General features: G+C 70.8%; 20 protein-coding genes and 2 pseudogenes. 10 read left to right on the top strand and 12 right to left on the bottom strand.

Annotated elements, in window-relative coordinates; all coding sequences use genetic code 11:
* The first annotated feature begins 228 nt into the window (after window positions 1-228).
* On the top strand, window positions 229-1,110 hold the full coding sequence (locus tag QT196_RS30525) for a sigma-70 family RNA polymerase sigma factor (protein ID WP_168481832.1): 882 nt from the start codon (window positions 229-231) through the stop codon (window positions 1,108-1,110).
* A gap of 42 nt (window positions 1,111-1,152) precedes the next feature.
* Here the strand turns inward: QT196_RS30525 and QT196_RS30520 are convergent, their stop codons facing one another.
* Together QT196_RS30520 and QT196_RS30515 are read right to left on the bottom strand one after the other, a co-directional pair.
* Window positions 1,153-1,977 carry a S16 family serine protease gene (locus QT196_RS30520; protein WP_290356069.1) on the bottom strand — a complete coding sequence of 275 codons (825 nt, stop codon included), beginning with the start codon at window positions 1,975-1,977 and terminating at the stop codon, window positions 1,153-1,155.
* A 248-nt stretch (window positions 1,978-2,225) separates the two neighbouring features.
* Window positions 2,226-3,182 carry a nucleotidyltransferase gene (locus tag QT196_RS30515; RefSeq protein ID WP_290356068.1) on the bottom strand — a complete coding sequence of 319 codons (957 nt, stop codon included), beginning with the start codon at window positions 3,180-3,182 and terminating at the stop codon, window positions 2,226-2,228.
* 119 nt (window positions 3,183-3,301) lie between these two features.
* On the opposite strand from QT196_RS30515, the gene QT196_RS30510 reads away from it, so the two are divergent.
* A complete protein-coding gene (locus tag QT196_RS30510) occupies window positions 3,302-4,657 on the top strand; it encodes an MFS transporter (protein WP_290356067.1) in 1,356 nt (451 codons plus the stop codon).
* A 141-nt stretch (window positions 4,658-4,798) separates the two neighbouring features.
* Here the strand turns inward: QT196_RS30510 and QT196_RS30505 are convergent, their stop codons facing one another.
* A complete protein-coding gene (locus QT196_RS30505; protein WP_085926137.1) occupies window positions 4,799-5,158 on the bottom strand; it encodes a GntR family transcriptional regulator in 360 nt (119 codons plus the stop codon).
* Window position 5,159: 1 nt separating this feature from the next.
* On the bottom strand, window positions 5,160-6,074 hold the full coding sequence (locus QT196_RS30500; protein ID WP_290356065.1) for a DUF1648 domain-containing protein: 915 nt from the start codon (window positions 6,072-6,074) through the stop codon (window positions 5,160-5,162).
* Between the two features lie 178 nt (window positions 6,075-6,252).
* Between QT196_RS30500 and QT196_RS30495 the strand changes: the two genes are divergently transcribed.
* A complete protein-coding gene (locus tag QT196_RS30495; protein WP_168481829.1) occupies window positions 6,253-7,782 on the top strand; it encodes a UDP-N-acetylglucosamine 1-carboxyvinyltransferase in 1,530 nt (509 codons plus the stop codon).
* Window positions 7,783-7,906: 124 nt separating this feature from the next.
* On the opposite strand, the gene QT196_RS30490 is transcribed toward QT196_RS30495, so the two are convergent.
* Window positions 7,907-8,152, bottom strand: a complete 246-nt coding sequence (locus QT196_RS30490; RefSeq protein ID WP_248001371.1) for a hypothetical protein — start codon at window positions 8,150-8,152, stop codon at window positions 7,907-7,909.
* 103 nt (window positions 8,153-8,255) lie between these two features.
* Here QT196_RS30490 and QT196_RS30485 point away from each other — a divergent pair.
* Window positions 8,256-9,073 (top strand): IS5 family transposase gene (locus QT196_RS30485; protein ID WP_290356064.1). Its coding sequence is split into 2 segments (ribosomal slippage): window positions 8,256-8,598 and window positions 8,598-9,073, totalling 819 coding nucleotides; the frame shifts between segments, so codons are not numbered across the junction.
* A gap of 125 nt (window positions 9,074-9,198) precedes the next feature.
* Here QT196_RS30485 and QT196_RS30480 read toward each other — a convergent pair.
* The 3 genes and pseudogenes from QT196_RS30480 to QT196_RS30470 form a co-directional block, all read right to left on the bottom strand.
* A pseudogene (locus tag QT196_RS30480) lies at window positions 9,199-9,591 on the bottom strand (uridine kinase); the annotation flags it as partial.
* Between the two features lie 67 nt (window positions 9,592-9,658).
* Window positions 9,659-10,822 (bottom strand): ADP-ribosylglycohydrolase family protein, encoded by a 1,164-nt coding sequence (locus QT196_RS30475; protein ID WP_168481827.1) that lies wholly within the window; start codon window positions 10,820-10,822, stop codon window positions 9,659-9,661.
* A gap of 72 nt (window positions 10,823-10,894) precedes the next feature.
* On the bottom strand, window positions 10,895-11,470 hold the full coding sequence (locus QT196_RS30470; RefSeq protein ID WP_168481826.1) for a hypothetical protein: 576 nt from the start codon (window positions 11,468-11,470) through the stop codon (window positions 10,895-10,897).
* A gap of 89 nt (window positions 11,471-11,559) precedes the next feature.
* On the opposite strand from QT196_RS30470, the pseudogene QT196_RS39420 reads away from it, so the two are divergent.
* Window positions 11,560-11,652: pseudogene (locus QT196_RS39420) on the top strand (restriction endonuclease); the annotation flags it as partial.
* A 95-nt stretch (window positions 11,653-11,747) separates the two neighbouring features.
* Here QT196_RS39420 and QT196_RS30465 read toward each other — a convergent pair.
* Together QT196_RS30465 and QT196_RS30460 are read right to left on the bottom strand one after the other, a co-directional pair.
* The gene (locus tag QT196_RS30465; protein WP_290356063.1) at window positions 11,748-12,803 is read right to left on the bottom strand and encodes a hypothetical protein; all 1,056 of its coding nucleotides are present in this window, start codon (window positions 12,801-12,803) and stop codon (window positions 11,748-11,750) included.
* Window positions 12,800-13,048 (bottom strand): ADP-ribosyltransferase, encoded by a 249-nt coding sequence (locus QT196_RS30460; RefSeq protein ID WP_266732930.1) that lies wholly within the window; start codon window positions 13,046-13,048, stop codon window positions 12,800-12,802. Before QT196_RS30460 ends, QT196_RS30465 begins: the two co-directional genes overlap by 4 nt.
* A 313-nt stretch (window positions 13,049-13,361) precedes the next feature.
* Between QT196_RS30460 and QT196_RS30455 the strand changes: the two genes are divergently transcribed.
* On the top strand, window positions 13,362-13,961 hold the full coding sequence (locus QT196_RS30455) for a hypothetical protein (protein WP_168481823.1): 600 nt from the start codon (window positions 13,362-13,364) through the stop codon (window positions 13,959-13,961).
* 17 nt (window positions 13,962-13,978) lie between these two features.
* On the opposite strand, the gene QT196_RS30450 is transcribed toward QT196_RS30455, so the two are convergent.
* Window positions 13,979-14,779 (bottom strand): VOC family protein, encoded by an 801-nt coding sequence (locus QT196_RS30450; RefSeq protein ID WP_168481822.1) that lies wholly within the window; start codon window positions 14,777-14,779, stop codon window positions 13,979-13,981.
* A 217-nt stretch (window positions 14,780-14,996) separates the two neighbouring features.
* Here QT196_RS30450 and QT196_RS30445 point away from each other — a divergent pair, with 217 nt between their 5' ends.
* Window positions 14,997-15,512 (top strand): hypothetical protein, encoded by a 516-nt coding sequence (locus QT196_RS30445; RefSeq protein ID WP_168481821.1) that lies wholly within the window; start codon window positions 14,997-14,999, stop codon window positions 15,510-15,512.
* A gap of 31 nt (window positions 15,513-15,543) precedes the next feature.
* Here QT196_RS30445 and QT196_RS30440 read toward each other — a convergent pair whose 3' ends face one another.
* On the bottom strand, window positions 15,544-16,677 hold the full coding sequence (locus QT196_RS30440; protein WP_168481820.1) for an acyl-CoA dehydrogenase family protein: 1,134 nt from the start codon (window positions 16,675-16,677) through the stop codon (window positions 15,544-15,546).
* 314 nt (window positions 16,678-16,991) lie between these two features.
* On the opposite strand from QT196_RS30440, the gene QT196_RS30435 reads away from it, so the two are divergent.
* The 3 genes from QT196_RS30435 to QT196_RS30425 are packed head-to-tail and all read left to right on the top strand — an operon-like array spanning window position 16,992 to window position 20,431.
* Window positions 16,992-17,954, top strand: coding sequence for an IS481 family transposase (locus QT196_RS30435; protein ID WP_168481483.1), 963 nt, complete (start codon window positions 16,992-16,994; stop codon window positions 17,952-17,954).
* Window positions 17,955-17,967: 13 nt separating this feature from the next.
* The gene (locus QT196_RS30430; protein WP_168481819.1) at window positions 17,968-19,575 is read left to right on the top strand and encodes an AMP-binding protein; all 1,608 of its coding nucleotides are present in this window, start codon (window positions 17,968-17,970) and stop codon (window positions 19,573-19,575) included.
* A gap of 4 nt (window positions 19,576-19,579) precedes the next feature.
* Window positions 19,580-20,431, top strand: a complete 852-nt coding sequence (locus QT196_RS30425; protein WP_168481818.1) for a PaaX family transcriptional regulator C-terminal domain-containing protein — start codon at window positions 19,580-19,582, stop codon at window positions 20,429-20,431.
* The last annotated feature ends 11 nt before the right edge of the window (window positions 20,432-20,442 follow it).

The raw sequence follows: 20,442 nt of genomic DNA, 5'->3' as shown, positions 1-20,442 counted from the left end.
CCGGGACCGCACCCTCCTCACCGGTGCCGTCCGTCCTGCCACACGGTCCCAACGGCCACCGACATCCCGCCGACAGCACACTGTCCGCTGTCGACGGACGGCCGACACGACACGCGACTCCGCGCCGGGCGGGCGGCTCCGCACCCCTCCCCCGAACTCCCCGTGTCACATTCGGCCCGTGACCTCCGTCAGTACGGTGACGGAGCTCGACGGGGAGGACTGAGACCCATGAACGACCACGAGTGGCTGGCCGAACGCTTCGAGGAGAACCGCAGCCGGCTGCGGGCCGTGGCCTACCGCATGCTCGGCTCGCTGAGCGAGGCGGACGACGCCGTCCAGGAGGCCTGGCTGCGGCTGAGCCGGACCGGCGGTGACGAGGTGCAGAACCTCGGCGGCTGGCTGACCACGGTCGTCGGGCGGGTGTGCCTGGACCAGCTGCGGATGCGCAAGGCACGGCGGGAGGACTCCCTGGAGGTGCATGTCCCCGAGCCCGTCGTGAGCCGCCTGGACACCGTCGACCCGGAACAGGAGGCGCTGCTGGCCGACTCGGTCGGACTCGCGCTGCTCGTCGTCCTGGAAACCCTCACCCCCGCCGAGCGGCTGGCGTTCGTCCTGCACGACATGTTCGCGGTGCCCTTCGACGAGGTCGCCCCGCTCGTCGACCGCACCCCCGCCGCCGCCCGCCAGCTCGCCAGCCGCGCCCGCCGCCGGGTCCAGGGCGCCCCGGCGCCGGACACCGATCTCGGACGCCAGCGGGAGGTGGTCGATGCCTTCCTCGCCGCCTCGCGCGGCGGCGACTTCGAGGGGCTGCTCGCGGTCCTCGACCCAAATGTGGTGCTGCGCGCCGACGCCGGTGGGGCGCCCGACGGGCTGTCGAAGCTGGTCCGCGGAGCCCGCGCGGTCGTCGAGCAGGCACTCACCTTCTCCCGGTTCGCCCCGTTCGCGCGCCCGGCGCTGGTCAACGGCACCCCGGGCCTGGTCACGGCGCAAGGCGGGCAGCCGCTGGCCGTCATGGGCTTCGCCCTCGCCCACGGGAAGATCGTCGAGATCAATATCCTCGCCGACCTCGCACGGCTGAGCCGGCTGGATCTGTCCATCCTCGACGACTGACGGAACGGGCCGGGGCGGAGGGGCGGGGACAGGGCGGCCGGTTCAGCAACCGGGGACCGGTCCGCCCTTCGCCAGCGCGCGCAGGGCCTGCACCGCGCCCTTGAGGGTGGTGACGGGGACCAGCCGCAGCCCCTTGGGGGCGGGCTGCACCTGTGCGCACTCCGCCTTCGGCACGAGGAAGACGCTCGCCCCGTCGCGGCGGGCCGCCTGGGTCTTGAGCGGCGCTCCGCCGACCGCGCCCACCCTGCCGTCGGCGTCGATCGTGCCCGTACCGGCGATGGTGCGGCCGCCGGTGAGCTCACCGCCGCTGCCGTCGCCGCCCAGCTTGTCGACGATGCCGAGCGAGAACATCAGCCCGGCGCTGGGCCCGCCCACATCGTCGAGCCGCAGCCGCACCTTCACCCGGTCCGGGTCCCGGTGCAGAAAACGGAGCGCGGCCGTGGTCGCGGCCCGCTGCGAGGACTTCATGTCCGCGGCGTTGTGCTGCGCGATCTCTTCCTCGGACCCGCCGGAGGGAAAGACCGCATCCAGCGGCAGCACCGCCCGGTCCGTACGGAACCACCCCTCGATCACCTCCCCCACCCGGATATCCGCCGTGGGCGCGGTCGCCTGGATCGCCACCATCCGCAACTGCCCCGAGGTCTTCCGCACGGTGGCGCCGCTCGTCGAGATGACCTCCCCGCCACCGTGCGTACCCAGCACATCCGTGGTCTGCCCCGGCCGCGCCACGGAGTACGGCAACGGCGCGAACCCCGCGACGGCCAGCAGCGTCGCGACGGGCACGGCGCCGAGCGCGATGGCACGGGGGCGCGAGAGGGCACGGGGACGGGTTGGGGTTCCGGGGCGGGAGGGTGGGTTTGGGGTCACAGCGCAAATTTAGGGCAGGGGGATTGTCCGGGTTCAGGCGGGTCGGTGGGGGTGGGTTGGGGACGGTGTTGGGGACGGTGTTGGGGGCGGTGTTGGGGTGGGCGGCTGGCGTACTTCGCGGGTGTGGGGGCTGGTTCGAGTCAGGGGTGTGGAACGGGCGTCGTGCAGCTGCCTCTTCGGTGACGGGCGAGCCCAAGTTCCCTGCAGGAGTGTCCCGTTAGGTGGGGAGCCGGGACCTCAGGCGCTGATCAGCCCTGCGGAGTCGGGGAGTTGTGGCCGTACGTCGCCAGCGTGCGGTCGAGGGCCGGGCCGAGGAATGCCCGCGTCAGGTCGGCGCGGCGGGTGAGTGCGTCGGACGGGCGAGCGGGGCCGGGCGGGCGAGCGGGGCCGGGCGGGCGAGCGGGGCCGGGCGGCGGGGGCGGTGCCGCAGGCCCGTAGCGGCGGTTTCTGATGTCGGCGATGACCTCGTCCGGGGCGCCGAGTTCGCCGAGGACGGCCAGTGCCTCGCCCTTGCTGATCAGCGTGCCGTCGCGGAGGGTCACCGTGGCGCGGGCCAGGGTCAGCAGGCCGAGATCGACCCAGATGTCCTGGAGCCACAGGTCCGGGTCCTCCAGGGTAGGCCGCCAGTAGTCCCGCAGGTCGGTGGCGATGTAGGCGGCGAGCTGCGCGTCGGTCACCGGCGGGAGGAGGGCGGCGGGGGTGTCATCACCGTGAAGGACGCGTCCGAACGTGTGGAGTTCGCGCCGGGTGACCGGGGTGACCGTGCGGCGCATGAGTTCCCGGTGGGCCCAGGTCAGGTGGATACGGGCGGGCTCGGCCGTCTCGTCGGCCGCCAGGTAACTACAGTGCAGCTTGGCGGCGAGGGGGTCGGTCCGGTCCAGGGTCGTGTGGAGCGCGCCCAGTTGCCGTTCCTCGTCCGGCGTACACGGGCGGTCGACGATCGCGATCAGGTCGAGGTCACTGCGGCCCTGCTGGTAGTCGCCACCGGCGAGGGAACCGTGAGCCCAGAGCGCCCGGAGACGCGGAAGCCGGAGGCGGAGACCGGCCAGAAAGCGGTCCAACAGGTCGGCCGTTGCCCGGTCGGACCCTCCCCCAGCGGCCCGTTCCTCGCCGCTACCTTCACCGCTACCTTCACCGCTGGTTTCGGTCACCGCCCCGGGCGGACCGGACTCTGGAGGCGGGGCGGGCGTTGGCCTGGACGTCATCACCGCAGTCTGGCCCCCGTAAGGAGGCAGCGACAGAGGGCGCCCCGCGCACCGCATGTTCTCGGCCGCCGTGCGGGATTGCCACACCCGGACGGACCTCCGGCTCCTACGCTGACGCCGTGACGGCCACTCCGGAACCCGCGCTCCCTCACCCGTCCCCGCCCGCCGCCACCACCGCCCCACCACCTGCTGCCCCCTCACCTGGCGACCCACCACCTGCCGATCCGCCCCTCTGGCGCGACCGACGGTTCGTGCTGCTGGCCGCCGCCCGCACCATCTCGGTCCTCGGGAACGGCTTCGCCCGGGTGGCGCTGTCCTTCGCGGTGCTGGCGCTGCCGGGGGCGGGACCCGGGCAGCTCTCGCTGGTGCTGGCCTGTCAGGCGGTGCCACAGCTGGTGTTCATCCTGGCCGGCGGGGTGCTCGCGGACCGGATGTCGCGTTCCCGGCTGATGATCGTCACCGATCTCGTCGGCGCCGCCGCGTACGCCGGACTCGCCGCCATGGTGCTGACCGGGCACGCCCCCCTGTGGGCGCTCTGCGCCCTCGCGGCGCTGGCGGGCACGGCCACCGCGCTGTTCTCCCCAGCGATGGACGGCGTCATTCCGCTGCTCGTCCCCGCCACGCGGCTACAGCGGGCGAACGGGCTGCTGCGGGTCGGTATGAACAGCTCGATGCTGCTGGGGCTCGCGCTGTCCGGTGTGGCCGTCGCGGTCGTCGGCGCGGGCTGGGCCCTGGCGCTCAATGCCGCGTCGTTCGTGGTGAGCGCGCTGCTGATCCGCGGCCTCCGGCTGCCCGCGCGGGCCCGTACGGGGACGTCGGGGTGGGCCGATCTGCGGGACAGCTGGCGGGAGTTCGCCGGGCGGCAGTGGCTGTGGGTGGTCGTCGCGCAGTACTCGGTCGTGGTCGCCGCGCTCAACGCCAACGCCGGAGTGCTGGGGCCGCTGATGGCCGAGAACGGGCTGGGCGGGGCACGGTCCTGGTCGCTGATCGTCGCCGCGCAGGCGCTGGGCACCATCACCGGCGCCGGACTGGCCGCCCGCCTCCGGGTACACCGGCCGGTGCTGACCGCCGTATTGGCCACCTTCCCGCTGGCCCTCCCGATCGCGCTGCTCGCGGTGCGGGCACCGGTGCCGTGGATCGCGCTCGCCATGTTCGCCTCGGGGATCGCCGCCGACATCTTCGGTGTGCTGTGGGCGACCACCATCCAGCGGGAGGTCCCGGAGGCGGCGCTGTCCCGCGTCAGCTCGTACGACTGGTTCGGCTCACTGGCCTTCGCCCCGCTCGGCCTGCTGATCGCCGGACCGGTGGCGGCACGCATCGGCGTCGGCCACGCCCTCGCCGGCTGCGCCGCCCTGATCGTCCTCGCCTCGGCCGCGGCCCTGCTCTCCCCCCAGGTACGCGGCATCCGCGCACCGGAACCGTCACCGACGGACGACAAGCGGAGCGAGCGCAAGGCGGGCAAGCAGCCTCACTGAAGTCGCGGCGCGGTCGCGCCCGAGAGGGGCGCCGGGAACGGCGCGACCCACAACACAGCCGCAGACCCACAACACCCTCTCGCCCCCCACACAGGACTTGGCGGACCGCTCAACCGCGACAACGCCCCCGCCCCCGCCAACTCACCGCCCCGCGAGCCCCACCCGCACCACCGTCACGATCTCCTCGTCCGAGAGCCCCAGCCGGCGGGCCTCCGCGATCAGCCGCTCGGCGGTTTCCCCGAGGCGGGCGCGGGCGGGCGCGGCGGCGCCGATGACCACCGCACCCCGCCCCCGGCGGAGTTCGATCAGCCCCTCCTCCTTGAGGCGCTGATAGCCGCGCAGCACGGTATGGACGTTCACGCCGAGGGACGCGGCGAGCTCACGGGCGGCCGGCAGCCGCTCCCCGGTGTTCACCGTGCCGTCGGCGATGGCACCGCGGACCGAGGCCGCGATCTGGTCGCCGAGCGGGACGGACGACCCGGGGTCGACCCGGAAGAGCACCTCAGCCTCCTTGCCGCGAACGGGCGCGGTCGGTGTACGTATTGAGCAGTGCCGCGGCGGTCGCGGCATCATCGACCGTCACCACGAACTCCCTGCCGTTGGTCAGCCGTACCACAATGCCCTCCCCCGAGCGCAGCACGAAGCCGCTGCGACCGGCCCGGATGCGGTAGCCCCAGCCGCCGAACTCGGCGAAGCAGGCGACGCGCCGGCTGCCGGCCTCCTCGATGCGGTCCAGGGGTATACGCCGGAAACGGCAACGCGAGGACAGCAGCGCCGGCGCAAGGGTCAGCCCACGCCGGTCCACGGTCACCCGTACCGAGGCGAGCGGCAGGGACACGGCAGCGCCGAACAGCAGGCCCGCGCTCGCGATCCAGTCGGCGAAGAGGCCGATGAGGAGCCCGCCGACGAGCAGCAACCCGCCCAGTACGGCCAGCGGCGGCGAGCCGATGGTGCGTGACCAGCCGGCCGTCGCGGCGGCGGGAAGGTCGAGCCGGGACACCGCACCGCGCGGCCGCCAGGGCGCGGCGGGCGCCGCGCCGGCGAGCAGCCGCCCCAGCGCCCCGGCGCACAGCGCCACCGCGAGGCCGAGGAACAGCTCCCAGTGCGGCACCCGGACGGCCGATGCATCGGCCGCGTCGACGTTGCTGAGCAGCGTCACGCAGTCGGCATAGCCGATTACGACAACGGTGGCGTAGCCGCCGGCGATCACCCACGGCACCTCGGGGGCAGCCGGCCGCAGCTGGACGAGGAAGCCGACCACGGCGCCGAGAAGGAGGAACAGGGCGAGGGACCCGGCCAGAAAGCCCTGGACCGAGGTGAAGCCGTCGGCCTGGCCACCGAACCGGAAGTGGGTGGCGAGCGGATCGGGCAGCCGGCCGGACACCGCCGTATAGATGCCGGCGAACGCCACGATCACGGCAAGGAAGGGACCGGCGGCAATCACGGTCCGCGGCCGGCCGGTCAAAGGCGGGACAGAACGCAGCACACTTCGCATAACTCCCCTTACGTCTCTCCTTCGATTGTTCGCATAGTAGTAGAACTACTCGACACGCCACAATGAAGCATCCATCTCATATCTGAGATACGGTCACCCCATGGCAGACGACTACCTCGTACGCATCGGCAGGCTCATCCGTGACGCCCGGCAGCACCGTGGCTGGACACAGACGCAGCTTGCGGAGGCTCTGGGCACCAGCCAGAGTGCCGTCAACCGCATCGAACGCGGGAATCAGAACATCAGCCTTGAGATGATCGCCCGAATCGGCGAGGCTCTCGACAGTGAAATCGTCTCGCTGGGCTATGCCGGGCCGATGCATCTGCGAGTGGTCGGCGGACGCCGGCTCTCCGGCAGCATCGACGTGAAGACGAGCAAGAACGCCTGTGTGGCGCTGCTCTGCGCCACACTGCTCAACGCGGGCCGCACAACTCTGCGCCGGGTGGCCCGTATTGAGGAGGTCTACCGCATCCTCGAAGTACTGGGCAGCATCGGCGTACGGACCCGGTGGATCAACGACGGCAACGACCTGGAGATCATCCCGCCCGCGGAACTCGACCTCGACTCGATGGACACCGAGGCCGCCCGCCGCACCCGCAGCGTCATCATGTTCCTCGGCCCGCTGCTGCACCGGATGGACCACTTCAAACTGCCGTACGCGGGCGGTTGCGATCTCGGCACCCGCACCGTGACCCCGCACATGACCGCGCTGCGCCACTTCGGCCTGGAAATCACCGCGACCGACGGCACCTATCTCGCCGAGGTGGACCGCACCGTCGCCCCCAAGCGCGCGATCGTGCTGACCGAACGCGGCGACACCGTCACCGAGAACGCGCTGCTGGCCGCCGCCCGCCACGACGGCGTCACGGTCATCCGCAACGCCTCCTCCAACTACATGGTCCAGGACCTGTGTTTCTTCCTGGAGGAGCTGGGCGTCCGGGTCGACGGCATCGGCACCACCACCCTCACCGTCCACGGTGCCGCACACATCGAACGCGATGTGGACTTCGCCCCGTCCGAGGACCCGGTCGAGGCAATGAGCCTCCTGGCGGCGGCAGTTGTCACCGAGTCCGAGCTGACCATCCGCCGCGTCCCGGTCGAGTTCCTGGAGATCGAACTGGCCGTCCTGGAAGAGATGGGCCTGGACCACGAACGCAGCCCGGAGTACGCCGCCGACAACGGCCGCACCCGGCTCATCGACCTGACGGTCCGCCCCTCCAAGCTCCAGGCCCCCCTCGACAAGATCCACCCGATGCCCTTCCCGGGCCTCAACATCGACAACGTCCCTTTCTTCGCGGCCATCGCGGCCAGCGCCCAGGGCCAGACCCTCATCCACGACTGGGTCTACGACAACCGCGCGATCTACCTGACCGACCTCAACCGCCTCGGCGCCCAGGTCAAACTCCTCGACCCGCACCGCGTCCTGGTGGACGGCACCACCCGCTGGCGCTCCGCAGAAATGATGTGCCCCCCGGCACTGCGCCCCGCCGTAGTCGTCCTCCTGGCCATGATGGCCGCCGAGGGCACCTCCGTCCTCCGCAACGTCTACGTCATCAACCGCGGTTACGAGGACCTGGCGGAACGCCTCAACTCGATCGGGGCGCAGATCGAGATCTTTCGGGACATCTGAATCACGGATGCCGCCGCACTCTTTCTGACCTGCGTGAATACGGGCCAGGAGGGGGTGCGGCGGCATGTCTGGGACTTCTCTGGGACTTTGGGCCAGGACCGAGCTTCTGCTGGTCGGCTTGCGGCTACGCGAAGACCGCGTCGATGGCTGCGCCGCCGCGTGCACCGGCGCGGGGCAGGAAGTGCGCGTACTTCCGGAGTGTGAAGCCGGGGTCAGAGTGGCCGAGCCACCTGGCCAGGGAGACGACCGACTCGCCGGCCTCCAGCTGCTCGGAGGCGTAGAAGTGACGCAGGGCATGGTAGCCGTGCTCCCGGGAGGGCTCCCAGGCCCGGGATCCGTCCGGTGCGCTCTCCTCCAGTGCAGCGATCACGCCGGCGTCGGCCAGAGCGGGCTTCCAGACGTAGGAGTTGAAGTAGTTCCGATTGATCGCCTTAGACTGTGTCCTATGTGGTGAGGCGGTCGTTGGCTTCGGTATGGGGCGGGGTACGTGGAGTTGGATTGTTCCGGACGGACTGTGGGAGATCTCGAAGCCGCTGATCCCGCCGTCGAGAGTGCGGCCACAGGGCGGCGGAACGCAGGACACGCCTGATGAGACGCTGTTTGCGGCCATCGTCTACGTCCTGGTCAGCGGCTGCGCATGGCGCCAACTGCCGCCCTGCTTCGGCATATCGAAGTCGACCGCCCACCGCCGGTTCCTGATCTGGTCGAGAGCCGGCGTCTGGGGCCGCCTCCACGAAGCCGTGCTGCACCGGCTCGACGACGCCGGCCTGATCGACGTCACCCGCGTCGTCCTCGACACCGCCCATGTCAGGGCTAAAAAGGGGGCGAACACACAGGTCCGAGCCCCGTGGACCGGGGCAAGCCGGGCTCTAAGATGCACATCCTGTCGGACGCGAACGGGCTGCCCCTTCTCGTCGGCATCTCGGCCGGCAACACCCACGACAGCGAAGGGCTGAAGCCCATGGTGGCGGGTCACCAAACGAGACACGACCCCCACCGAGGCCGGTACCTCAAGCCCCAGCGCCTTCACGCCGACAAGGCGTATGACCGCGCCGATCTGCGGAAATGGCTGCGCGGCAAGCGGATCGGAGTGCGCATCGCCCGCAAAGGCATCGAATCCAGCGAACGCTTAGGGCGCCGGAGGTGGGTGATCGAGCGCACCATGTCGTGGCTGTCCGGCTACCGCAGACTCATCCCCCGCTACGAGCGCCATTCCCGCAACTACCTGGCCTTTCTCGGACTCGCCGCCGCCCTTTGCTGCTACAAGCGACTCGTCCGCCTCACCACATAGGACACGGTCTTACTCCCATCTGTACTGCTCTGGCAGCAGAGTTGCTCCGAGGGCGAGGCCGTGGCTTTGTTCTTCCCAGAGGCCCCCTGTGTGCAGCCGCTCGATGTTGCAGACGACGTGCTCGCCAGCTGGATCGCGGAGCTTCTATCCGATCTCGATGCGGGCCTGTCCCACAGGTCGGGCAGGATGCGCCCGCTGCCGTCCGCCTACAGGGGGTTGAAGACCTCGCGCCACAGCGCACCCGTATCGAGCCATTGGTCGTAGTACGCGTCGGGGTCCTCGGGCCCGAATTCGTACCGGAGCGAGGCGGGTCGCAGGAAGCCGCCCGTCCCGACGGTCTGCACCGAGCGTCCGCGGATCCGCAGGACATCCGCCAAGCGCGCCGCCAGCCCTTCCGGATGGGCGGTCGGCGCCCCGTCGATCGCGACGCGCAGCCACGGACCGCCGTCCGCCGCCGTCAGCTTTCCGATCCGGTCAGCGCGCGCATCGGTCAGCCGCTCCCAGGAGATCGCTTCCAGCCGTACCCCTCCATCATGCCCGGGCACTGCCGTACGGTGCCGGGTGGGCGCCCGTGGCCGAGCGGCGTCAGCTGCGCGGGTAGCGCCCGGGGGCGAAGAACGACTCGTTGTACGGCTGGTGGGTGAGGGGGTGGAACGCCGCCGAGAAGTCGTCGGCCAGCTCGGTGATCGTGCCACGGCCCTCGACGGCGGTGAGCCAGGACGGGGGGAGGGCGAGGTCGCCGTGGTGGGCGCCGAGGAGGTTGCCGCAGATGGATCCCGTGGAGTCGCTGTCACCGGAGTGGTTGACGGAGAGCAGGAAGGCTGACTCAACGCGCGTGCGCCGGGGTGCCGGGTCGGCGGGGCGGGCGAGGGCACAGTAGACGGCGATGGCCAGGGCCTCCTCGGCGATCCAGCCTCCGCCGAGGGTTTCGACCTTCTCGGGGGTCGCTGTGCCGTCGGCAGCCAGGTCGACCGCCTTGCGGAGGGCGGCCGTCGTCTCCTCGTGGCCGGGATAGCGGGCGAGGAGTTCCATCGAGCGCAGCACGGCGCCTTCGAGGGAGTCGCCGTCCAGTAGGTGTCCGATCATGGCGGCGAAGGCACCGGCCGCGTAGTAGCCGGTGGGATGGCCATGGGTGATCTGGGCGCAGCGGGCGGCGAATTCGAAGGCTCGGCGAACGGGCATGCCGGTGAGGCCGAAGGGAGCCGAGCGCATGACCGTGCCGCAGCCCTTGGAGTCGGGGTTGACCGGCCCCGGCGCTCCGAGCTCGCCGAGCGTGTCGGGGATGTGCTCGTAGCGGAGGCCGGAGACGCAGGCGTTGCCGGGGGCACGGCGGGCGTAGAGCCAGGTCTGCTGGCGCAGCCAGCCGGTGCGGTCGTAGGCGAGTTCGGCCGGCGGCGGGGGCGCGGGGTGGTTCTGGGTGTCGAGCCAGCGCAGATAGGCGTTCCGCACGAGGACGGGCCCGGCGGAGCTGATGCCGTTGCCGGTGGCGGGGCCGTAGCGGGCGTAGGCGCGGATGAGGCCTTCCGCGGTGAAGAGGGTCATCTGGGTGTCATCGGAGACCTGGCCGAGGACGACGCCGCCGACCGGCAGGAAGCCGGTGACCCCGGACGGCCCGTAGCCGTTGCGGATCGAGGCCAGCGGCTGGAACTCGATCGGGTATCCCAGGGCGTCGCCTATCGCCCCGCCCAGAAGACAGCCACGGACACGGGCACGGCGGGCGACGATGTCGCCCCACGACTGACTGTTCAAGCCGGTTCCCTCACTTGATGGTTGTGCTCATGGTCATTGCGTCGATCGGTCGCGTGGTCGGAGCCTTCCGGCTCAGAAGATCCAGGCCAGGTAGAGGCTGAGCGCCGCACCACCGGCGCCGCCCAGGACCAGCCGCTTCATCCAGGCACTCGCGCGGGTTCCGGCGATCAACCGGCCCACGGCCACGGCCTGTCCCCTGCTCGGCATGATGCCGGTCGCGGCGAACGGGATCCCCAGCGCGGCGACGATCCAGCCGAGGAAGAACAGCGCGCACCAGCGCCAGATCTCGCCGAAGCCGGTGGCGAGGTAGCCGCTCACGGTCTGCTGGACGGGGATGCGGTCGCCCCGTTCGCGGTCTGCCGTGATGGTCGCCTCGTGATCGACGGTCGTTCCGTCGTCTGCGCGGAAGGTGCCGGCGCACACCGTCTTGTCGCTGTGGTGACGGCTTCCGTGGTCGATCCAGCAGCGCTCGACCGTGAGCGTGCCGTGACGACCGACGAGGCCCGCTGCGTGCGTCGAGTTGTACAGCGAGAAGCCGGCGCAGAGGAGCGCCAGAAAGAAGAAGAGGCCGCCGAAGAGGCGCCCTTTCACACTCGGCGCGGGCGTCGAGACGAACGGATCCGGCGTCCCCAGTCCTTGCTCCAGCATGGCGCTACCACCCCCTCCACTCCGGCTGCTCCCGTGATCGCTCACCTTACTCAGCCGGTGCGTCGGCCCCACTGTCAGTGCCATGCCCTAGGTCAGGATTCGCCGAAGAAGTACTGCGCGCCTATGCCTTCGCGTGTGCGATGTGCGGGTACGACGGGACACTGGGACGGAACCCGGTCGGGACGAACCGCCCTATCTCCCCCGCCGCCAGCCGGAGTTCATGCCCGCCCAAGCCGAATCGAAGGATCACGTTCGGTAAGCGGATAGCGTCTCAGGGTCAGCCGAAAGGGCTCACCGCCACCTTGGAAGCCGCAATGTCGAGGCATGCCGCGCTCCCCTCGTCGATCTCGATGTCGAGATTAATCATGCGACCCGCCACCTCCGCGGCGTTCATCCAGCGGCAATGCTCCCCGCCCTGCGGTGCGTGGCGCGCTCCGGTGTACATCAGCAAGAATGGGCGCCCTCCGGAGCCGCGCTCCCGGAGGCGCGGCGTACTGCCGTCGTCCTCCACGGGGACCAGGACCTGAGCGGAGCGCAGCTCCTTCAGAAGTTCGTCCTCCGTAATGCGGCCGAGCAGCCTGAGCTGGACGGCCCGCTCCACCGTGTTCTCTGCCCGAAGCATTCCGACCGCCGTCGGGGTGGGGCGGTAGTGCCGGTTACGGACGAAGTCGCCGAACCCGCCGTCCTGGTCGATCTGCCAGTCCCCGACGATCCCTTCGCGGGGGACGGGGACGCTACTGAAGAGTGGGTACTCCGGATCGATGGCGATCATCCGCTTGCCCGGAGCGAGCACGGTCGACTTCCGCATGTCGTCGGTGATCTTCGGTACGAGCAGCCTTTGCCGTCCGTCCGATTCGACAATCCGCCTCGAATAGGCGTAAGTGCACAGATACGGCGGCTCTTTGACCTCGGGCAGCGCCTTGATCTGGGCACGGAGTGTATCCAGGCTCTCCACCTCTCCGCCCGACCTGGGGAGCACTCGGCCCGGGAAAGGCATACCTCCCACCTGGGAGTCCAACAGCCAGTTCAGTGCCTGCTCTGGCGTCAAACCGCGTGCCTTCGCCTCCCGCATGCGCTCGATCCAGAAGCCAAGCGCGTTGATGGCGCGATACCCCTGCTCGCGGCTCGGAATGCAACCGGCGTTGTCAGAGCCGTCCGCCGCCATCCACAAGTAACCGATGGCGCCCGCGGGATTGCAGTACGCGATGTACCGAACGGGTCCGACTGGACTCCTGCCGTATTCCTCGGGGCCGCCCACAAGCGTGAGGTGCACGTCCTCCGACAATGGGCCTTGGGGAGTCCCACCGTCTTTCGACGGGCGATCGCCACTCATGATATCTCTCCGTAGATGTGGTACTTACCCTTTTCGTCTACAAATACTTGTTTGAAATGAATGTTGCGACCACGTCCGAGCACGATCTCGTTCTCGCTTCCGCCGAAGTGACTGACATCTTCGACGTATGCCGCCGGCGTCCCTTCGGGCGCACGCAGGTGAAGCATTGCGGGCTGATGGTCGAATGTCGCCTTCCCTACTGCGGTCGACATGAAGCCCTTCTCTTGCACTGACTTACCGACCAGGTCCGTAGAATCGTCAATTACTGTGAAACAGCCGAAAGGCCATCACCGCAGGTCAGCGCCCCACAGCCACCCTTCGCAGCAGGTCACAGAGCCGCCCGGTCTCTTCCGGGACATCTGAACGACTGATGCCGCCGCACCCTTCCTGACCTGCAACGATCTGGGCCAGGAGAGAGTGCGGCGGCACCCGTGTGACTCCGTCGGTGAGGTGCCCGCACGCACTGCGGCACGACATCCACGAGCGGGTGACCAACTCCGTTGTCAGTGACTGCTGTCAGGCTGAGCATCGCCATCACACCGCCGTCTGGAGGACAGCATGAGTGTCGATCTCGGTCCGCTGGTCATCTCGCGCCGCAGCGGCGGTGAGCCACTACGGGCCCATGGTCAAACGGTGGGCAGGCTGGGTGACTTCTGGAGCTGGGCGTGCTCCGACCTGGCCAACAACACCATGCGGGGCGTCCTGGCCGAGTACCTCGTGGCCACGGCACTGGATACCGCCACGGGTACCCGCACCGAATGGGACACCGTTGACATCCGCACCCCCGAGAAGTGGCGTGTCGAGGTCAAGTCGGCGGCATATCTGCAGTCGTGGGCGCAGTCCCAGCCGTCGGACATCTCGTTCTCCATCGCGCCGGCCTCCGGCTGGGACGCACAGACCGGCACCACCTCGGCCGAAGTGCTGCGCCGCTCCGATGTGTATGTCTTCTGCCTGCTGCACCACCAGGACAAGCAGACCCTCGATCCCCTCGACCTCGACCAGTGGACCTTCTACGTCCTGCCCACCCGGGTCCTGGATGAACGGTGCCCGGTCCAGAAGACCATCAGGCTCTCCAGCCTCAAGCGCCTCAGCCCGCTGAAGACCGACTTCAGTGGCCTGCCGAAAGCAGTCGCCACCTGCGTCGAAGGCAGGCGATAGCCGACAGCGCCCCCACCTCACCCCTCCCCCTCCGGCGTGAGCACCACGAACTCCGCGCCCGACGGGTCCGTACAGACGGCGAGGCGGCCGACGCCCTCGGCGGTTTCGGGGCCCATCGACAGGGTGCCGCCGTTGCCGGTTGCCAGGCCGACGGTGGCGTCGCAGTCCTGGCAGCCGAAGACCGGGTGCCAGTACGGCTTTCCGCCGGGGCCGAGCAGGTCCGCGGGGACGCCCATGAGGCCGCCGTGCATCCGTTCCTCGCTGCAACCGGCGGGGGTGAGCAGGGTGTAGGTGCCACTGCCGCCGGGGAGCGGCATGTCCTGGGTGCTCCAGCCGAAGACGGACTTGTAGAAGGTCTGCGCGGCGGCGGGGTCAGTGGTGTAGAGCTCGGTCCAGACCAGGGTGCCCGGGCCGTCCGCATCCTCGACGCCCGGGTACCTGGCGGGTTCCCAGACGGCGAAGTCGGCGCCCTGCGGGTCCGTGAGCTGGGCGAACCGCCCGTCTTCCGTACCGACCCCAGCAGGCGGCACACGGACCGAGCCGCCCGCCCGTTCCACCGCCTGGACCGAGGCGTCCGCGTCGGGGGTGTGGAAGTAGAGCGTCCAGGCGGAGCGGGCGCCGGCCTCGGTGAGCGGGCCGACCGCGCCGACGGCCTTGCCGTCCAGCCGGAAGAGGGTGTATCCGCCCACGTCCTGGCCACCGTGCGGTTCGGCCTGCCAGCCGAAGACGGCCCGGTAGAAGGCCGTTGCGGCCTCCACATCCGGGGCGCCGAGGTCGAGCCAGCACGGGGAGCCGGGAACGAAGTCAGTAGTGATCATGGTGATTCCCTTCGCGGATCCTCTCTGCTGTCAGCCTGACATCCGGCACCGGCGCTCGCCCGTCGGCCGCAATTCGGCGCCCCTGCCCGCGCTTGCTAGCCTGACGCGCGCTCGTCAAGAACGCTCGGCGAGCGCATCACCAATCGGATGCGCGTATAGATACGCGCTCAGGGCGGCCGTCCAAGGGGACGGCCGTCACCACGGGGGAGAAGTAGCTATGCAGTTTCGCCATGTCCGCGCTGTTGCCGCATGTGCACTGGTGGTCGTCGCGCTGACCGGGGCCCGGCATTCGCACGGCGGGGGCTGCGGCAGCAGCCACAGTTCCAGTTCCAGTTCCAGCGGTGGCTACAGCGACGGCGGTTACAGCAGCTCCGGGAGCACCACCAGCAGCGGCACCACCACGGGCGGTTCGCCGACCGCCGGATCCACCACGCCGCCCGAGTCGGACATCCGGATCACCGACTGCCAGGTCGACAGCGCGGCCGGGACGCTGAGCGCCAAGCTGAGCGTGACCAACGGCAACTCGCAGGGCACGGCGACCTACAACGGCACCGTGCAGTTCACCGACGAGACCGGCGCCACCTTCGGCTCGGCGCAGATCTCCGTCAGCGGGGTGGCCGCCGGCCAGACCCGGCCCGCCTCGGTCTCCGGCACCTTCCTCAAGGGCCCCGGCGGCCAGGGGCCGAGCTCGGGCAAGTGCAAGCTGGGCCAGGTCTGGAAGGCGAACAGCTGAGGCACCCAACGGGCTGACGCGGTCGCGGACTTCAGGTCCGCGACCGGTACAGCTCCTTGGCGATGATCGAGCGCTGCACCTCCGTGGCGCCCTCGTAGATGCGCGGCGCCCGGACCTCGCGGTAGAGGTGCTCCAGCAGATGGCCGCGGCGCAGCGCGCGGGCGCCGTGGATCTGCACGGCGGCGTCGACGACGAACTGCGCGGTCTCGGTCGCCAGCAGCTTGGCCATGGCCGAGCGGCGGGCGAGGTCCGGGGCCCCGGTGTCGTACGCGGAGGCCGCCGCGTAGACCAGAAGGCGGGCGGACTCGACCCGGGTGGCCATCTCGGCGAGCTGGTGGCCGACGGACTGGAGGTCCTTGAGGGGGCCGCCGAACGCGGTGCGGGTGCCCGCGTGCGCCAGCGCGGCGTCCAGCGCGGCCTGCGCCATACCGACCGCGAAGGCGCCGACGCTCGGCCGGAAGAGATTCAGCGTGGCCATCGCGACGGCGAATCCGCCGTCCACCTCGCCCAGCACATCCGCCCTGGTCACCGGCGTGCCGTCGCACACCAGCGTGCCGATCGGATGCGGGCTGAGCATGTCCAGGTGCTCGCCGGTCAGGCCCGGCCGGTCGGCGGGGACGAGGAAGGCGGTGACCCCGCGTGCCCCCGCCGCGCCGCCCGTGCGGGCGAAGACGGTGGCGAAGTCGGCCTCGGGGGCGTTGGAGATCCAGCACTTCTCGCCGGTGAGCCGCCAGCCGTCCGGACCGTCCGGCTCGGCGGCCAGGGACAGCGCGGCGGCGTCCGAGCCCGCGCCCGGCTCGCTCAGCGCGAAGGCCGCGACCGCCCGGCCGGCGGCCACCTCCGGCAGCCAGCGGGCCCGCTGGTCGGCGGTCCCGGACTGCACCACCGGGTAGGCCCCGAGGCCCTGGAGTGCCAGCGCGGTCTCCGCCTCCGTGCACTCCTGGGCGAGGGATTCCCGCAGCAGACACAGGTCCAGGGCACGCAGCGCGCCGTCGGCGGGGAACAGACGCCGCAGCAGCCCCAGTTCACCGAGCGCGGCGATCAGCGGGCGGTTGACCCGGCCCTCCTCGCCCTTCTCGGCCAGCGGACTCAGCCGTTCGGCGGTCAGCGCGCGCAGTTCGGCGCACCATTGCTGCTCGTCCGGTCCCAGCGCGAATACGGTCACGAGGCGGCTCCCTGGTAGCGGTCCTCTATCGCGGTCTGTTGACTGCCGTCACGAACACGTTACGCTGACGACGGATCCGAACGGCAGTCCTCGCCCGCAGAACGCGCAGCAAACCGAGCAGTCCCCGACCGGTTCCCACACCGGCCTCCGCCGTCTTCCATTCCTCCCCCGGCCGCCCGTCGGCCCACGCCCTAGGTGTGTTGTCCCGGGACGTTGGTGACAGGCGACATGCACCGTGGTGGTGCTTGAACGGGTGAGGGCCTTCTGGGATTGGTGTGGATTGCGACATCTCCACCGGTTCTCAGGAGGCCCTCGTGTCCCACCGTAATGCCCCGCTGACCCCAACCGGCAGGCTGCGTCTGGCCCGGTGCGTCGTTGACGACGGCTGGCCGCTTCGCCGGGCCGCGGAACGCTTCCAGGTCAGCCACACCACCGCTGCCCGCTGGGCCGGCCGTTACCGACTGCACGGCCCAGCGGGCATGGACGACCGCTCCAGCCGCCCCCACCACCAGCCACGACGCACCTCCCCAGCCGTCGAGGAGCACGTTCTGCGGATGCGGCATGAACACCGCATCGGCCCACTGCGACTCGCAGGCCGCGCCGGCATCGCAGCCTCCACCGCCCACCGCATCCTCCAGCGCCACCACACACCACCCCTGGCCACGCTGGACCGGGCCACCGGCGAACCCGTCCGCCGCTACGAGCGCTCCCGCCCCGGCGAACTGGTCCACATCGACGTCAAAAAGCTCGGCCGCATCCCCGACGGCGGCGGCCACAAAGCCCTCGGCAGGGCCGCCTCCAGCCCGAACAAGGACCGCCGCAACGGCGCCGGATACGCCTACCTGCACACCGCACTCGACGACCACTCCCGCCTCGCCTACACCGAAGACCTGCCCGACGAGACAGCCCCGACCTGCGCCGCCTTCCTGACCCGCGCCACGGCATGGTTCGCCGGACAAGGCGTCTTCACCGAACGCGTGCTGACCGACAACGCCTGGGCCTACACCAAGAACACCTGGCGCCAGACCTGCCGTGACCTGGGCATCAGCCCCCGCTGGACGCGGCCCTGGCGACCCCAGACCAACGGCAAAGTCGAACGCTTCCACCGCACCCTGCTCGACGAATGGGCCTACCACCGGCCCTACACCTCAGACGCCGAGCGCCAAGCAGCGTTTCCCAACTGGCTGGACTGGTACAACTACCACCGACCCCACACCGGAATCAGCGGCCACACCCCAGCCAGCCGCGTCACCAACCTGTCCGGACAACACACCTAGGGGGGCACCCGTCATGGAGCTACGGTCCTCGGCCCATACCGACACCTTCGCGCGCGACCGGCTGCCGCCCCCCGACCAGTGGCCGCACCTCACCGATCTGGGCTATCCCGACCGGCTGAACTGCGGCGCCGAGCTGCTGGACGGCACCATCGCCCGGCTCGGCGCCGACCGGCCCGCGGTCCGCGACGCGAGCGGCCCGGTCTGGACGTACGGTCAGCTGCGCGCCCAGGTGGACGCCATCGCCCATGCGCTCACCGACCGGCTGGGGGTGCGGCCGGGCAACCGCGTCCTGCTGCGCGGCCCCACCACGCCCTGGCTGGCCGCCTGCTGGCTCGCCGTGATGAAGGCGGGGGCGGTCGCGGTGACGGTGCTGGCCGCCCAGCGCCCCGAGGAACTCGCCACGATCTGCGCCATCGCGCAGGTGCGGTTCGCGCTGTGCGAGGCGCGGGCCGTCGACGATCTCGCCAAGGCCGAGGTCCCGGGGCTGCGCATCACGACGTTCGGCGGGGATGGTCCGGACGATCTGCGGCAGCTCGCCCGGCCGGGCGGCGCGCCCTACCCGGCCGTGGCGACCTCCGCCGACGATGTCGCGCTGATCGCCTTCACCTCGGGCACCACCGGGCGCCCCAAGGGCTGTATGCACTTCCACCGCGATGTGCTCGCCATCGCGGACACCTTCTCGGCGCAGGTGCTGCGCCCGGAGCCGGACGATGTGTTCGCCGGCAGTCCGCCGCTCGGTTTCACCTTCGGCCTCGGCGGACTGGTCATCTTCCCGCTGCGGGCGGGCGCGTCGGCCTTTCTCGCCGACTGGGGCGGGCCGAGGCAGCTGCTCGCCGATATCGCGGCACACCGGATCTCGGTGCTGTTCACCGCGCCGACCGCCTATCGCGCGATGCTGCCCGAACTCGCCGGGCACGAGGTGTCCTCGCTGCGCCGGTGCGTGTCGGCCGGGGAGAATCTGCCGGCCGCGACCTGGCAGGCCTGGCACGAGGCGACCGGTCTGCGGATCATCAACGGGATCGGCGCCACCGAGCTGCTGCACATCTTCATCGCGGCCGCCGACGACGCGATCCGCCCCGGGATGACCGGACTGCCGGTCCCCGGCTTCCAGGCGCGGGTGGTGGGCCCGGACGGCGCACCGCTGCCGGACGGCGCACCGGGGCTGCTGGCGGTCCGCGGGCCGACCGGCTGCCGCTATCTCGCGGACGCCCGACAGACGGAGTACGTACGGGACGGGTGGAACATCACCGGCGACACCTATGTCCGCGAGTCCGACGGCTACTTCCGCTATGTGGCCCGCGCGGACGACATGATCATCTCGGCCGGGTACAACATCGCGGGCCCCGAGGTGGAGGACGCGCTGCTGCGGCACCCCGATGTGACCGAGGCGGCGGTGGTCGGCCGCCCGGACGAGGACCGCGGACAGGTGGTGATCGCCCATGTCGTGCTGCGGGACGGTGTCCCCCGGGGTGACGAGACCGTCGCCGCGCTGCGTGCCTTCACCAAGACCCGTATCGCGCCCTACAAATGCCCGCGCGCGATCGTCTTCCACACCTCGCTGCCGCGCACCCCGACCGGCAAGCTCCAGCGTTTCCGGCTGCGGGAACCCGATCTAGAGTGACCCGGTGAACGACCCGCACACACAGCGCACCCCACGGTCCCTGATCGTCACGTTCTACGGCGCCTACGGGCGCGGCGAGCCCGGCGCCCCGGGCGGCCCGGCCGCCCCGGTACCGGTGGCCGCCCTGATCCGGCTGCTCGGTGCGCTCGGGGTCGATCCGCCGTCGGTGCGCTCCGCGGTCTCCCGGCTCAAGCGGCGCGAGCTGCTGACCCCCGCCCGGACGGCCACCGGCGCGGCCGCGTACGGGCTGTCCGACGCGGCCCGCCAGCTGCTCGACGACGGCGACCGCCGGATCTTCGGCCGGCCGGCCGCACGGCTGTCCGACGGCTGGGTGCTGGCCGTCTTCTCCGTCCCCGAGGAGGAGCGGCACAAGCGGCATCTGCTGCGCTCCCGACTGGGCCGGCTCGGCTTCGGCACCGCCGCGCCGGGCGTGTGGATCGCCCCCGCACAGCTCTACGAGGAGACCCGGCACACCCTGGAGCGGCTGCAACTGGATCCATACGTCGACCTGTTCACCGGTACGCACGCCGGCTTCGCCCCCACGGCGGACGCCGTCGCCCGGTGGTGGGACCTGGACGCCATCGCCGCACAGCACCGCGCCTTCCTCGACGCGCAGGAGCCGGTGCTCCAGCGCTGGTCGCGGCGCCGCTCGGTGCCCCCCGAAGCGGCCTACCGCGACTATCTGCTGGCGCTGGACGCCTGGCGCCGGCTGCCGTACGCGGATCCCGGACTGCCCTCTCCCCTCCTGCCTGAGGACTGGCCGGGCGGCCGCGCGGCGGACGTGTTCGGCCGGCTGCACGCCAAACTCCGGGACGCCGGGGCCCCCTACGCGCACGAGGCGATGGCCGGGGCGTAGCAGCCCCCGCG

It is taken from the genome of Streptomyces sp. P9-2B-2 (assembly GCF_030406865.1).
Lineage (GTDB): Bacteria > Actinomycetota > Actinomycetes > Streptomycetales > Streptomycetaceae > Streptomyces > Streptomyces platensis.
The sequence above is the reverse complement of the archived record's forward strand: the minus strand, read 5'-3'. Positions and strand labels throughout refer to the sequence as shown.

Excerpts from the sequence above, each read along its gene's own strand:
- QT196_RS30525 (WP_168481832.1), top strand. The coding sequence starts at position 229 with ATGAACGACCACGAGTGGCTGGCCGAACGCTTCGAGGAGAACCGCAGC.
- QT196_RS30515 (WP_290356068.1), bottom strand. The coding sequence starts at position 3,182 with ATGACGTCCAGGCCAACGCCCGCCCCGCCTCCAGAGTCCGGTCCGCCC.
- QT196_RS30495 (WP_168481829.1), top strand. The coding sequence starts at position 6,253 with ATGGCAGACGACTACCTCGTACGCATCGGCAGGCTCATCCGTGACGCC.
- QT196_RS30470 (WP_168481826.1), bottom strand. The coding sequence starts at position 11,470 with ATGCTGGAGCAAGGACTGGGGACGCCGGATCCGTTCGTCTCGACGCCC.
- QT196_RS30465 (WP_290356063.1), bottom strand. The coding sequence starts at position 12,803 with ATGAGTGGCGATCGCCCGTCGAAAGACGGTGGGACTCCCCAAGGCCCA.
- QT196_RS30455 (WP_168481823.1), top strand. The coding sequence starts at position 13,362 with ATGAGTGTCGATCTCGGTCCGCTGGTCATCTCGCGCCGCAGCGGCGGT.
- QT196_RS30450 (WP_168481822.1), bottom strand. The coding sequence starts at position 14,779 with ATGATCACTACTGACTTCGTTCCCGGCTCCCCGTGCTGGCTCGACCTC.
- QT196_RS30445 (WP_168481821.1), top strand. The coding sequence starts at position 14,997 with ATGCAGTTTCGCCATGTCCGCGCTGTTGCCGCATGTGCACTGGTGGTC.
- QT196_RS30430 (WP_168481819.1), top strand. The coding sequence starts at position 17,968 with ATGGAGCTACGGTCCTCGGCCCATACCGACACCTTCGCGCGCGACCGG.